The sequence below is a fragment of the Variovorax sp. GW460-12-1-14-LB1 genome, from assembly GCF_059423605.1.
In genome coordinates this window covers 65,543-78,714 of sequence record NZ_JBWKYF010000006.1, presented here as the reverse complement: position 1 = coordinate 78,714, position 13,172 = coordinate 65,543, and the positions used below count along the sequence as shown (strand labels likewise).

8 protein-coding genes are annotated in these 13,172 nt (G+C 70.0%); 5 read left to right on the top strand and 3 right to left on the bottom strand.

Features of this window, described 5'->3' with window-relative positions:
- Positions 1-45: 45 nt before the first annotated feature.
- Positions 46-2,892 carry a phosphoenolpyruvate carboxylase gene (gene ppc, locus AC07Y4_RS04990; RefSeq protein ID WP_495274262.1) on the bottom strand — a complete coding sequence of 949 codons (2,847 nt, stop codon included), beginning with the start codon at positions 2,890-2,892 and terminating at the stop codon, positions 46-48.
- A gap of 106 nt (positions 2,893-2,998) precedes the next feature.
- On the opposite strand from ppc, the gene hemC reads away from it, so the two are divergent.
- From hemC to AC07Y4_RS04970, 4 genes are read left to right on the top strand one after another with little or no spacing between them, the layout of a single operon-like run.
- On the top strand, positions 2,999-3,904 hold the full coding sequence (gene hemC / locus AC07Y4_RS04985) for a hydroxymethylbilane synthase (protein ID WP_255221109.1): 906 nt from the start codon (positions 2,999-3,001) through the stop codon (positions 3,902-3,904).
- A gap of 19 nt (positions 3,905-3,923) precedes the next feature.
- Positions 3,924-4,694 carry a uroporphyrinogen-III synthase gene (locus AC07Y4_RS04980; RefSeq protein WP_495274261.1) on the top strand — a complete coding sequence of 257 codons (771 nt, stop codon included), beginning with the start codon at positions 3,924-3,926 and terminating at the stop codon, positions 4,692-4,694.
- Entirely contained in the window at positions 4,691-5,785 is a 1,095-nt protein-coding gene (locus tag AC07Y4_RS04975; protein WP_062482753.1) for a uroporphyrinogen-III C-methyltransferase, read from the top strand. The genes AC07Y4_RS04980 and AC07Y4_RS04975 overlap by 4 nt, the downstream gene beginning before the upstream one ends.
- 7 nt (positions 5,786-5,792) lie before the next feature.
- Entirely contained in the window at positions 5,793-7,079 is a 1,287-nt protein-coding gene (locus tag AC07Y4_RS04970; RefSeq protein WP_489057935.1) for a heme biosynthesis protein HemY, read from the top strand.
- Positions 7,080-7,101: 22 nt separating this feature from the next.
- Here AC07Y4_RS04970 and AC07Y4_RS04965 read toward each other — a convergent pair whose 3' ends face one another.
- Entirely contained in the window at positions 7,102-8,670 is a 1,569-nt protein-coding gene (locus AC07Y4_RS04965; RefSeq protein ID WP_495274260.1) for an MFS transporter, read from the bottom strand.
- A gap of 111 nt (positions 8,671-8,781) precedes the next feature.
- Here AC07Y4_RS04965 and AC07Y4_RS04960 point away from each other — a divergent pair, with 111 nt between their 5' ends.
- Entirely contained in the window at positions 8,782-9,660 is an 879-nt protein-coding gene (locus tag AC07Y4_RS04960; protein WP_495274259.1) for a LysR family transcriptional regulator, read from the top strand.
- Positions 9,661-9,721: 61 nt separating this feature from the next.
- On the opposite strand, the gene AC07Y4_RS04955 is transcribed toward AC07Y4_RS04960, so the two are convergent.
- Positions 9,722-12,946: an Rne/Rng family ribonuclease gene (locus AC07Y4_RS04955; RefSeq protein WP_495274258.1), complete on the bottom strand. Its 3,225-nt coding sequence runs from the start codon at positions 12,944-12,946 to the stop codon at positions 9,722-9,724.
- Between the last annotated feature and the right edge of the window lie 226 nt (positions 12,947-13,172).

The window sequence follows — 13,172 nt, the reverse complement described above, 5'->3', positions numbered from 1 at the left end:
AAAGGGCGCACAAGGCGCCCTTTGTCCATGGAGGCCGTGTGCAGGTCAGCCCGTGTTGCGCAGCCCCGCCGCCACCCCGTTGATCGAGATGTGGATGCCGCGCTGCAGCCGCTCGCCGCCGTCGCCCGCGCGATAACGCCGCATCAGCTCGACCTGCAGGTGGTGCAGCGGGTCGATGTACGGGAAGCGGTGGCGCACCGAGCGCTGCATCTCGGCATTGCCCTCGAGCCGCTGCTTGGCGCCCGTGATGAGCGTGAGCGCGTCCGAGGTGCGTTGCCATTCGGCCTCGATCATCGAGAACACCTTCTGGCGCAGCTTGCGGTCGGTGACCAGCTCGGCATAGCGCGAGGCCAGCGCGAGGTCGCTCTTGGCCAGCACCATGTCCATGTTCGACAGCAGCGTGCGAAAGAACGGCCACTGCGCGTACATGCGCTGCAGCAGCGCCTGGCGCTCCTTCTTGCCCGCGGCGGTGCCGGCGGCGGCCAGGAACTGCTCCACGCCCGAGCCGAAGCCGAACCAGCCCGGCAGCGTGAGACGGCACTGGCCCCAGCTGAAGCTCCATGGCACGGCGCGCAGGTCGTCGATCTTGTGGCTCGGGTTGCGCGAGGCGGGGCGCGAGCCGATGTTGAGCTCGGCGATCTCGCGGATCGGCGTGGAGCCGAAGAAGTAGTCGCCGAAGCCCGGGGTCTCGTACACGAGCTTGCGGTACGCGGCCATGCTCGCGGTCGAGAGTTCGCCCGCGGCCGAGAGGAAGTTCGCCGGCGCCGACTTGCCCTGCGGCAGCAGCGTGGCCTCGAGCGTGGCGGCCACCAGCGTCTCGAGGTTGCGTCGGCCGATCTCGCGGTTGGCGTACTTCGAGCCGATCACTTCGCCCTGCTCGGTCAGGCGGATCTGGCCGCGCACCGTGCCGGGCGGCTGCGCCAGGATGGCCTGGTAGCTCGGGCCGCCGCCGCGGCCCACCGTGCCGCCGCGGCCGTGGAACATGCGCAGGCGGATCGGGTTCTTTTTCTTCTTGTTCAGCTCGTCGAACAGCGACACCAGCGCGATGCCCGCGCGGTACAGCTCCCAGTTGCTGGTGAAGATGCCGCCGTCCTTGTTGCTGTCGGAGTAGCCCAGCATCACGTCCTGCTCGGCGCCCGAGCGTTCGATGAGCGCCTGGATGCTCGGCAGCGCGTAGAAGGCGCGCACGATGGGCGCGGCGTTGCGTAGGTCTTCGATGGTTTCGAACAGCGGCACCACGATCAGGTCGCAGGTCGCGTTGCTGTCCATCGCGCCGCGCAGCAGGCCCACTTCCTTTTGCAGCAGCAGTGCTTCGAGCAGGTCGCTCACCGTTTCGGTGTGGCTGATGATGTAGTGGCGGATGGCCGCCGCGCCGTAGCGCGCACGCGCGGTGCGCGCGGCCGCGAAGATGGCCAGCTCGCTCCTGGCGAGCGGCGAGTAGTCGGCGTCGGGCACGCGCAGCGGACGCGCGTCGTCGAGCAGCTTGAGCAGCAGCGTTTGCTTGGCCTCTTCGGCCAGCGACGCATACGACGGTTCGATGCGCGCGGTGGCCAGCAGCTCGGCGATCACGGCCTCGTGCTTGTCGGAGCTCTGGCGCAGGTCGACCGTGGCCAGGTGGAAGCCGAACACCTCCACCGCGCGGATCAGCGGGCGCAGGCGCGGCGCGGCGAGCACGGTGCCGTGCTTCTCGACCAGCGACTCTTCGATGGTGCGCAGCTCGGCCAGGAATTCTTCGGCGTTCGCATACGGGTTCTGCGGCGCGACCGCATGGCGCGCGGCCTCGCCGCCGCTGAGTTCGCGCAGCGTGGCCGCCAGGCGCGCGTACACGCCGGTGAGGGCGCGGCGGTAGGGCTCGTCCTTGCGGTGCTCATTGGTGTCGGGCGAGCGCTCGGCCAGTGCCTGCATCTCGACCGACACGTCGACCAGCGTGGCCGACAGCGACAGCTCGCCGCCCAGGTAGTGCACCTCGGTGAGGTAATGGCGCAGCGCGAGTTCCGACTGACGGCTCAGCGCGTACTCGAGCGTTTCGGCCGTGACGTTGGGGTTGCCGTCGCGGTCGCCGCCGATCCACTGGCCCATGCGCAGGAAGGGCGCGACCGAGGGCGTCTGCCCGCCTTGCACCAGGGCCTTCTCGAGGTCGGCGTACACGCGCGGGATTTCGCGCAGGAAGGTGGCTTCGTAGTAGCTCAGCGCGTTCTCGATCTCGTCGGCCACCGTGAGCTTGGAGAAGCGCAGGATGCGCGTCTGCCAGATCTGCGTGACGCGGATGCGCACCTGGGTTTCGTTGTCGGCCAGCTCGATGGGCGAGAGCGCGTCCTTGCCGCCCGCATAGGCGTTCTGGCGCAGCTTGATCTCGTCGCGCGTGGTCAGCAGCAGGGCGATGGCGCGCTCGGCGTCGAGGATGCTCTTGCGCTGCACTTCGGTCGGGTGCGCCGTGAGCACGGGCGAGACGTAGCTGTGGGCCAGCGAGGCGACGATCTCGTCGGGCTTGATGCCGGCCTTGCGGATGCGGGCCAGGGCGGTCTGCAGGTCGCCGTCGGCCTGCACGCCCTCGCGCTCGGCCTCGGTGCGGCGGCGGATCTGGTGGCGGTCTTCGGCCAGGTTGGCCAGGTGGCTGAAGTAGGTGAAGGCGCGGATCACGCGCACCGTTTCGGCGGCGCTCAGGCCCTTGAGCAGGTTCTTCAGCGCGCGGTCGGCGGCATGGTCGGCGTCGCGCCGGAACGACACCGACAGGGTGCGGATCTTCTCGACCAGCGCGTAGGTTTCGTCACCCTCCTGCTCCCGGATCACGTCGCCGAGGATTCGGCCCAACAGCCGGATGTCGTCGATCAATGGCTGGTCTTCGGTCTGGCGGCGCTTGGCGGGAGATGCAGGAGTCTTGCTGGCTTTCATTCGATGTTGTTCCTGGGGACTTGAATGGACGCGCCGCCTCCGTTGCTGCGGCGCAACATGCTAGCATTCCAGAGGTCAGAAACCATGTACTTTTTTGGGAGCGATCTTGAGCAACATCGTGATCGCCACGCGCGAAAGCCGGCTGGCCCTGTGGCAGGCCGAACACGTGCAAACGCTTTTGCAAGAACGAGGCCACACGGTCAGCCTGCTGGGCATGACGACCCGTGGTGACCAGATCCTGGACCGCACGCTGAGCAAGGTCGGCGGCAAGGGCCTCTTCGTCAAGGAACTCGAAGCCGCGCTCGAAGACGGGCGCGCCGACATCGCCGTGCATTCGCTCAAGGATGTGCCGATGGAGCTGCCCGAGGGCTTCACGCTGGCCTGCGTGCTGGAGCGCGAGGACCCGCGCGACGCGCTGGTGTCGCCGCGCTACGCCTCGCTCGACGAGCTGCCGCAGGGCGCGGTGGTCGGCACCTCCAGCCTGCGCCGCGTGGTGCTGCTGCGCGCGCAGCGGCCCGACCTGCGCATCGAACCGCTGCGCGGCAACCTCGACACCCGCCTGCGCAAGCTCGACGAAGGCCACTACGACGCCATCGTGCTCGCGGCGGCCGGGCTCAAGCGGCTGGGCCTCGAAGACCGCATCCGCGTCGCCTTCGACCCCGACACCATGCTGCCCGCCGCAGGGCAGGGCGCCCTCGGCATCGAGGTGCGCGCCGACCGCCAGGACCTCATCGACCTGCTGGCGCCGCTCGCCCACAAGGGCGACTGGCTCTCGACCACCGCCGAGCGCGCCGTGAGCCGCGCGATGGGCGGCAGCTGTTCCATGCCGCTCGCGGCCCATGCGCGCCGCCAGCCCGACGGCACGCTGCGCATTGACGCCGCCTGGGGCGACCCGGAAGGCGATGCGCCGCTGGTGCGCGTGCACGCGCAGGCCGAGGCCGGCGACTTCGCGGGGGCCGATGCCCTCGGCCAGCACGCCGCCGGGCTGCTGCGCGACGCCGGTGCCCACTGATCACGGTGGGCGCCGAGCGATGCGCGCGGGGCCTGTCATCGTCACGCGGCCGGCGCACGAAGCGGCGGCGTGGGTTCGTGATTTCCAAGCGGCCGGTCTCGAGGCCGTGGCGCTGCCGCTGATCGCCATTGCGCCTGCGCTCGATGTGGAGCCGCTGCGCGCCGCGTGGGCACGGCTCGCGGACTACGCGGCGCTGATGTTCGTGAGCGCCACCGCCGTCGACCACTTCTTCCAGCACCGGGGGAGCTCGGCACTCGCCGGTTGCCGCTTCTGGGCCACCGGCCCCGGCACCGAGCGCGCGCTGCTGCGCGCCGGCGTGCCGCCCGCCGCCATCGACGCGCCGCCACCCGGCGCCACGCGCTTCGACTCCGAGGCGCTGTGGGCGCTGGCCCACGGGCAGGTGTCGCCGGGCGTGCGCGTGCTCATCGTGCGCGGCGGCGACGAGGCCGGCCAGCCGGCCGGGCGCCAATGGCTGGCCCGCGAGATCGATGCCGCCGGCGGCGTGCGCGACACCGTCGTGGCCTACCGGCGCCTCGCGCCCGCGCTCGACGAGGCGCAGCGCCGTATCGCGACCGAAGCCGCAGGCGGACACGGCATCTGGCTCTTCAGCAGCTCGGAAGCCATCGGCAACCTGCAGCGCGCCATGCCGGGCACCTCGTGGCAGGCCGCGCGCGCCATCGCCACCCATGCACGCATCGGCGAAGCCGCACAGGCCGCGGGTTTCGGGGCGTTGCGTGTCTGCACACCCCTGCGGGAAGCGCTGATCGCGTCGATAGAATCCTTCGCATGAGCGCCGCGTCCCCGTCCGACGACCTTTCTCCCCCTTCCGCCGCCCCGGTGCAGGTGCCCGCCACGGTGGCGCCGCACCAGACGCCCGCCGCCCAGGCGGCTGCGGCCACCCTGCTGGCACGCATCGGCATGGGCCTCGTGGCCCTCGTGGCGCTGATCGCGCTGCTGTCGACCATCGCGCTGTGGCAGAAGGTCGGCGGCATGAAGGAACAGCTCGCGCGCCAGAGCGCCGAGGCCACCGCCCAGTCGATGGAAGCGCGCACGCTGGCGCGCCAGGCCAGCGACACGGTGCGCGATGCCGCCGCCCGCGTGGCCCTCATTGAGACCCGCGTGGCCGAAGTCGCGCTGCAGCGCTCACAGCTGGAAGAACTCATTCAAAGCCTCTCGCGTTCGCGCGACGAGAACCTGGTGATCGACATCGAATCCGCCGTGCGCCTCGCGCTGCAGCAGGCACAGGTCACCGGCAGCCTCGAGCCGCTGCTCGCCGCGCTCAAGGCCGGCGACCTGCGCATCGCACGCGCCGCGCAACCGCGGCTGGCGCCCGTGCAGCGCGCCATGCAGCGCGATGCCGACCGCCTGCGCAGCAGCGCCAGCACCGACAGCGCCGAAGCGCTGCAGAAGCTCGACGAACTGGTGCGCAGCGTGGACGACCTGCCCACGCTCAACGCGGTGGCCGTGCGCGGCAACGGCGTCAACGCCTGGCGTCCCGAACCCATTCCCGCTGATGCGCCCTGGTGGCAGCGTGTGCTGCTGACCATCCGCGGCGAGGCCCGCTCGCTGGTGCGCGTGGGCCGCATCGAGAGCCCCGAGGCGGTGCTGCTGGCGCCCGAGCAGTCGTACTTCCTGCGCGAGAACCTCAAGCTCAAGCTGCTCAACGCGCGGCTGTCGCTGTTGTCGCGCCAGATGGACGCCGCGCGCGGCGAACTGGGCCAGGTCACCACATCGCTCAACCGCTATTTCGATCCGGCCTCGCGCCGCACGCAGGCCGCGGCCACGCAGCTGCAGCAACTGCAGCAGCTCGTGCGCAGCACGGAGCCGGTGCGCATCGACGACACGCTGGCCGCGCTGACCACCGCGGCCGCAGGGCGCTGATCCGCTCATGCGCGCTGCAATCTGGCTCCTCGCGCTGTTCGCCGTCGCCGCGGCGGTGGCGCTCTTCGCCGGCAACAACCAGGGCACGATCACCGTGTTCTGGCCGCCGTGGCGGGTCGACCTCTCGCTGAACCTCGTGCTCGTGATCCTGCTGCTGACCTTCGTGCTGCTGCACGTTGCGTTGCGCGCGCTCGCGGCGCTGTTCTCGCTGCCCACGCAGGCGCGCCACTGGCGGCTGCAGCAGAAGGAACGCATGCTGCACTCCGCCTTGCTCGATGCGATGGTGCAGCTGATCGCCGGCCGCTTCTCGCGCGCCCGCAAGGCCGCGCAGGCTGCGCTCACGCAGGAAAAAACACTGGCCGCGCTCGGTGCCGACCTGCCGCAGGCGCAACAGGTGCGGGTGCTGTCGCACCTGCTGGCCGCCGAAAGCGCGCAGGCCCTGCAGGACAAGGCGGCGCGCGATGCCCACCTGCAGCAGGCCCTCAACGAAAGCGCCGACCGCACCGTGCTCGCGAGCCCCGAAACCCGCGAAGGCGTGCAACTGCGCGCCGCACGCTGGGCGCTCGACGACCGCGACCCGACGGCCGCGCTCGCACGGCTCGAAGAACTGCCGCAAGGCGCGCAGCGCCGCACGCTGGCGCTGCGGCTGCGGCTCAAGGCCGCGCGGCAGGACCGTCGCACGGTCGAGGCGCTCGACACCGCGCGCCTGCTGGCCAAGCACCGCGCCTTCTCCGACGCGGCGGCGCAAAGCATCGTGCGCGGCCTCGCGACCGAGCTGCTGACCGGCGCGCACGACCCGGCGCAGCTGCTGCGCGCATGGTCCGAACTCGATTCCGCCGAACGCCAGATGCCCGAGGTGGCCATCCACGCGGCCCAGCGCATGGTCGCGCTGCGTGGTGACCTGGCACTGGCACGCGGCTGGCTGCTGCCGGCTTGGGAGCGCATGGTGGCGAACCCGCGCGGCCTCGGCGATGGGCTGCGCGTGAAGCTCACGCGCGCACTCGAAGCGGGGCTCGATTCGGTGGACGCCGACTGGCTCGCACGCATCGAAAGCGCGCAGCGCAACAACCCGCGCGACGCCAACCTGCAGTACCTCGCCGGCATGGCCTGCATGAAGCGCCAGCTCTGGGGCAAGGCCCAGCAGCTGCTCACGCAGGCCGGGCTCGGTTTGCAGGACCCCGACCTCTACCGGCGCGCCTGGCTCGCGCTGGCCCAGCTGGCCGAGGCGCGCGAAGACCACGCGCAGGCCGCCGACGCGTGGAAGCGCGCGGCGCAGGTCGACAACACCCCCTGAGCGTTGCCTCGGTCCGCCGGCTTCAGGGGCACGCGGATTCCTTGGCGGTCGCCAGGCCCGTTGTTCGTGCCGACGGCTTGCCGTTGCCGAAGATCAGCAGGCTGAAGCCGGCCAGCACCCACACCCCGATCCCGCCGTAGAGCATCACCCAGCCGAAGCTGTGCACCAGCGCCGCATGCACGGCGGCGCCCGACGGATCAGCCTGTACCAGCGCCGGGAACTGCTCGGGCAGCGACGCGAAGCTGCCCGCCGCGACCTTCTCCGCCAGCGCGCGCAGTTGCACCGCATCGAGCGACGCCGACAGGGCGCTCTTCAGGTGCGCGTGAATGCCTTCGAGCAGCAGGAACCCCATCAGCGCAATGTTGATAGCCAGCGTGATCAGCCGCGCGCTCATGTCCATGCCCGAGGCCATGCCCGCGCGCGCGCTCGACACCGAGCCGGTGGTGGTGTTGGTCACGGGCGTGTTCGTCAGCCCCAGCCCGATGCCGGCCAGCAGGCAGCCGGGCAGCAGCGTGAGCCAGCTCGCATGCGCCACGCCGCTGCCCCAGCGCATCGCGACGAAGCCCAGGCCGATCACGAACAGCCCCGCCGGAATGACCACGCCGGGCCGGTAGCGCATCGACAGCCGCTCGGCCAGCGGCGGCAGCACGAGCGTAGGCAGCGTGTAGGCCAGCAACGCCGAGCCGGCCGTGACGGCGTCGTAGCCCAGGCCGCTCTGGAAGTAGATCGGCAGGTAGATCATGAACGGCCAGAAGCTGAAGTTCATGCCGATGGAGCCGACGATCGAGCCCGAGAAATTGCGGATGCGGAACACCGAGAAGTCGAACATCGGGTGCGGGTTGATCTTCTCCACCCACACGAAGACCGCGAAGCAGGCCAGCGTCGCCACGAGGATGCCCACGGCCATGGGGCTCGCGAAGCCCAGGCCCGGCCCCTGCGTGATGAAGTAGGTGAGGCCGAACACCGCGAGCGACAGCGTGACGATGCCCGGCAGGTCGAGCCGCTTCGCGTCGGGGTCGCTGGACTCTTCCACGCTGCCCAGGACCAGCGCCAGCGCCACCACGGCCAGCGGCACATGGACCAGGAACACCCAGTGCCAGCTCGACAGCGCGACGATCGCGCCGCCGACGATCGGCCCGAAGCCCAGCCCCATGCCGAACACCACGCCCCAGATGGCGAAGGCCTTGCTGCGTTCCTTGCCTTCCTGGAACTGGTGCGAGAGCACCGCGAGCTGGCAGATCAGCATCGCGCCACCGGCCAGGCCCTGCAGGAAGCGGCTGACGATCAGCACCGGCGCATTGCCCGCGACGCCGCAGGCCAGCGAGGTGGCGCCGAACAGCACCACGCCGACGATCAGCACGCGCTTGCGGCCGTAGCGGTCGGCCAGCGTGCCGGCGGCCATCAGCACCGTGGTGCAGGCGATGGTGTAGGCGTTCATGATCCACTGCATGTCGCTGAAGTCGCCATGCAGTGATTTTTCGAGCGTGGGAAGAATGACCGGCACGCTGGAGATTTCCAGGCCGAACATCAAGGCAATCAGGCAGACCGCGGACAGGGCGATCCGGTTCTTGCCGGCAGGGGAGAGGGACATCGGACGGTTTCCAAAAAGGCAGAGCGGCCGATTCTGGTGAAACCCTCTTCATGATGGAAATGATTTGATTTCCTAGAATTCATTAGGAAACATCATTGATCAAAACTCGCCATGGACTTCGACCCCACGCTGTTGCGCGCCTTCGTGGCCGTCAAGGAAACCGGCGGCTTCACGCGCGCCGCCGAGCGCCTGCACCTGACCCAGTCGGCCATCAGCCACCAGATCCGCAAGCTCGAGGAGCAGGTGGGCCGGCCGCTGCTGCACCGAACGACGCGCTGCCTCACGGTGACCGAGGACGGTGAAGACTTCCTGCGCTACGCAACGCAGATCCTCGACACGCTCGACGCGATGACGCGGCGCTTCCAGCCCTCGCCGATCTCGGGCGTGGTGCGCTTCGGCGTGCCGGACAACTTCATGGGCGACCGCCTGCCGCCGCTGCTCTCGCAGTTCGCGCGCGGGTTCCCGGCGGTGCGCATGGAGGTCTGCGTGAGCATGCACACCGACTTGCGCGCGGCCATCCGCGCCGGCGAGCTCGACCTCGCGGTCGTGATGTCGCCGCCCGACGTGGTGGAGGGCACCTGCCTGCGGCGCACGCAACTGGTGTGGGCCGCGGCCGAGGCCTTCGAGGCGCCGAAGGGCGCGTCGCTGCCGCTGGCCTTCTTTCCGAAGCCCTGCGTCAACCGGCAGGTGGCCGGGTCGGCGCTCGACCTGGCGTCGCTCGACTGGCACGTGGTCTTCACCTCGGCCAGTCCGCAGGGCATCCGCGCGGCGGTGCTGGCGGGGCTTGCCGTGACGGTGCTCACGCGCGAAGAGGTGGAGCCGGGCATGAAGATCGTCGACGGCCGCTACGGCCTGCCGCCGCTGCCGAGCGTGAACTTCTCGCTGATCTGGAGCGAGAACGGCAAGACGCCGTGCGCTTGCCGCTTCGGGCAGCTGATCCTGGAGATGCCGGACCTGCCCGGCGTCGAGGCGCTGCCGCAGCAGGCCTGAACTCCGAAGCAAAAAAAACGGCGCCACGAAGGCGCCGTTTTCATTTGCGAGGAGGCAGGGCTCAGAGCGAGCGCTGCTGTTCCTGCGGCTGCTGCTGCTCGAACGGCAGCGACATCGAACCGAGGTCGCGGCGGGTTTCGACCAGCACCAGCGGACCTTCGTCGAGCACGATCACCGGCGGGCGTTCGCGCGGCACGTGCACCGGCTTCGGCTCGGCGGCGATCGCGGCGCGCGCCTGCGCGATGCGCTCGGCATCCGAGTTGACCCACTGCAGGCCCGAGCTTTCGGCGATCTGCGCGAGTTCGTTCAGCGGCAGTTCGAAGGCCTGCACCTTGGGCAGTGCGCGGCCGTTGCCGGCGGGCGCTGCTGCTGCGGGCTTGGCCGCGGCTTCGACCACGATGGGCGCTGCGACGGGTGCCGGTGCGGGCGCGGCGGGGCGCTCGAAGCGCGGCTGCTCCTGCACCTGCGGCGCGGGTTCGCGCACTTCGACCGCGGTGGCCACCACGGCCACTGCGGCGGCTTCCGCCACCAGCGGCAGTTGCTGCTGCGGCTGGCGCTCGGCCTGGGCTTCGGCAGCCACGGCGCCTTCGGCGACCGGTGCGGCGTCTGCGCCGTTGGCTTCGTTGCCACCGTTGCCGGCGTCGTCACGCGGACCGCGTTCGCGGCGGTCACGGCCGTAACGGTCGCGCGAACGGCCGCGGCGCTCTTCGCCTTCGCGGCGCGGGGCTTGCTGCTCGTTGCCTTCGTTGTTGCCTTGCTCGGCATCGCCGGCGGAAGCCGATTCGGCCACGCGTGCGTCGCCTTCGTTGGCGGCAGGCGCGTCGTTGCGGCGCTCGCGGCGGCCGTCGTTGCGCTCGCCGCGCGGGCCGCGCGACTCGTCGCCACGGCCGTTGCGGGGCTGGCGCTCGCCGTCGCCGGCGGTTGCTGCTTCATCGCGCGGCTGTTGCTGCTGCGCGTCGCCGTTGCGCTCACCGCGCTCGTTGCGTTCGCCGCCACGTTCACCACGCTCGCCACGTTCACGGCGCTCGCCGCGGGCGCGCGGTGCGCGTTCCGCTGCGGCATTGCCGTTCTCGTCGCCGCCGGGTGCCGGCTGCTGTTGTTGTTGCGCGTCGAGGTTCAGGTTGCCGTCGAGCAGGGCTTCGGCCGGTGCGTTGCGGCCTTCGCCACCTTCGCGGCGCTCGCCGCGACCGCCACGGCGTTGTTCGCCGTCGCGCGGTGCGCGTGCTTCACGGGGCTCGCGTTGCTCGCGTGCCGGGTTGGTGCTGTCGTTGCGCTGCTCGTTGTTGCGAGCCTCGCCGCGGCGTTCGCCGCCTTCACGGCGCTCGCCACCGCGTCCGCCACGGCGGTCGCCGTCGCGTCCACCCGAACGGCCGCCGCCTTCGCCACGGCCTTCGCCGCCGCGTCCGCCGCGGCGCTGTTCGCCGTCGGCGCCACGTGCACCGCGCGTTTCGCCGTCACGGCCCGGGCGACCGCCTTCGCGGCGGGGCTTCGGTGCTTCGACCGGAATGGCGCTGGGGGCCGGTGCCGGTGCGGGCGCCGGCGAGGCGCCGCCGAAGAAGCTCTTGATCCAGGCCATGAAGCCGGTCTGTGCCGGGGCCGGAGCGACCACCGCGGGCGGGGCCACCGGCGCGGGAGCAGGCGCAGCGCGCACCGCTTCGGGCTTGGGCGGCACCACGGGCGCGGGTGCGTCGGGCAGCACGCCCTTGATGACCGGCGTCTGCTTGTTGGTGGGTTCTTGCGAACGGCGCGTGACCGAGGTCGGGTCTTCGATCTCGTCGGCCATCTTGTAGCTGGCTTCGATGTGATCGAGGCGCGGATCGTCGTGCTTGAGGCGCTCGAGCTTGTAGTTCGGCGTTTCGAGCGTCTTGTTGGGCACCATCAGCACGGTGACGCGCTGCTTGAGCTCGATCTTGGCGATTTCGGGGCGCTTTTCGTTCAGCAGGAACGAAGCGACTTCCACGGGCACCTGCACATGCACGGCGGCCGTGTTGTCCTTCATGGACTCTTCCTGAATGATGCGCAGGATCTGCAGGGCGCTCGATTCGGTGTCGCGGATGTGGCCCGAGCCGCCGCAGCGGGGGCAGGGGATCGACGAACCTTCGGACAGCGCCGGCTTCAGGCGCTGGCGGCTCATTTCCATCAGGCCGAACTTGCTGATCGAACCGAACTGCACGCGGGCGCGGTCTTGCCGGAGCGCGTCGCGCAGGCGGCTTTCGACTTCGCGGCGGTTCTTCGACTCGTCCATGTCGATGAAGTCGATGACGATCAGGCCGCCCAGGTCGCGCAGGCGCATCTGGCGGGCCACTTCGTCGGCGGCTTCGAGGTTGGTGCGGGTGGCGGTCTCTTCGATGTCGCCGCCCTTGATGGCGCGGGCCGAGTTCACGTCAACCGACACCAGCGCTTCGGTGTGGTCGATCACGATGGCGCCGCCCGAGGGCAACTGCACGGTGCGGGCGTAGGCCGACTCGATCTGGTGCTCGATCTGGAAGCGGCTGAACAGCGCCGCGTCGTCGCGGTAGCGCTTCACGCGGGCGGCATGCTCGGGCATGACGTGCGCCATGAACTGCTGCGCCTGGTCGTAGATGTCGTCGGTGTCGATCAGGATGTCGCCGATGTCGTGATTGAAGTAATCACGGATGGCGCGGATGACGAGCGACGATTCCTGGTAGATCAGGAAAGCGCCCTTGCCGCCCTTGGCCGCGCCGTCGATGGCGGTCCACAGCTTGAGCAGGTAGTTCAGGTCCCACTGGAGTTCGGGCGCCGAGCGGCCGATGCCGGCGGTGCGCGCGATGATGCTCATGCCCTTCGGGTACTCGAGCTGGTCCATCGCCTCCTTGAGTTCGGCGCGGTCGTCGCCCTCGATGCGGCGCGACACGCCACCGCCACGGGGGTTGTTGGGCATCAGCACGACATAGCGGCCGGCCAGCGAGATGAAGGTGGTGAGGGCGGCGCCCTTGTTGCCGCGTTCTTCCTTTTCGACCTGGACGGTGAGTTCCTGGCCTTCACGGATCACGTCCTGGATGCGGGCCTGGCTGGCCGACACGCCTTCGGCGAAGTACTGCTTGGAGATTTCCTTGAACGGCAGGAAGCCGTGGCGGTCTTCGCCGTAGTCGACGAAACAGGCTTCGAGCGACGGCTCGACGCGGGTCACGACCGCCTTGTAGATGTTGCCCTTGCGCTGTTCGCGCCCTTCGATTTCGATTTCGTAGTCGAGCAGTTTCTGCCCGTCGACGATGGCCAGGCGGCGTTCTTCGGCCTGCGTGGCATTGATCAGCATCCGCTTCATGATGCGTTGTCCTTATATGTATCGTTCTACCGGCTCATGACGAGCCAACGATGCACGGACGACGCCCGCGAAACCAGGGAATTGCCGCTTGGCCCCGGATGCTGTGACTGCCGCGCCAAGCGCGAACAGGCCTCTCGAGCGTCAGCTCAAGAAGACAGCCGGGGTGGGGGCGCGTGGATGGGCGCGAGCCAGATTCGGTGTTGGGTGGCTGCCTTTTTGACAGCCG

Coding starts and splice junctions, on each gene's coding strand:
- AC07Y4_RS04955 (WP_495274258.1), bottom strand. CDS start 12,946: ATGAAGCGGATGCTGATCAATGCCACGCAGGCCGAAGAACGCCGCCTG.
- AC07Y4_RS04980 (WP_495274261.1), top strand. CDS start 3,924: ATGCGCGCGGGGCCTGTCATCGTCACGCGGCCGGCGCACGAAGCGGCG.
- AC07Y4_RS04975 (WP_062482753.1), top strand. CDS start 4,691: ATGAGCGCCGCGTCCCCGTCCGACGACCTTTCTCCCCCTTCCGCCGCC.
- AC07Y4_RS04970 (WP_489057935.1), top strand. CDS start 5,793: ATGCGCGCTGCAATCTGGCTCCTCGCGCTGTTCGCCGTCGCCGCGGCG.
- ppc (WP_495274262.1), bottom strand. CDS start 2,892: ATGAAAGCCAGCAAGACTCCTGCATCTCCCGCCAAGCGCCGCCAGACC.
- AC07Y4_RS04965 (WP_495274260.1), bottom strand. CDS start 8,670: ATGTCCCTCTCCCCTGCCGGCAAGAACCGGATCGCCCTGTCCGCGGTC.
- AC07Y4_RS04960 (WP_495274259.1), top strand. CDS start 8,782: ATGGACTTCGACCCCACGCTGTTGCGCGCCTTCGTGGCCGTCAAGGAA.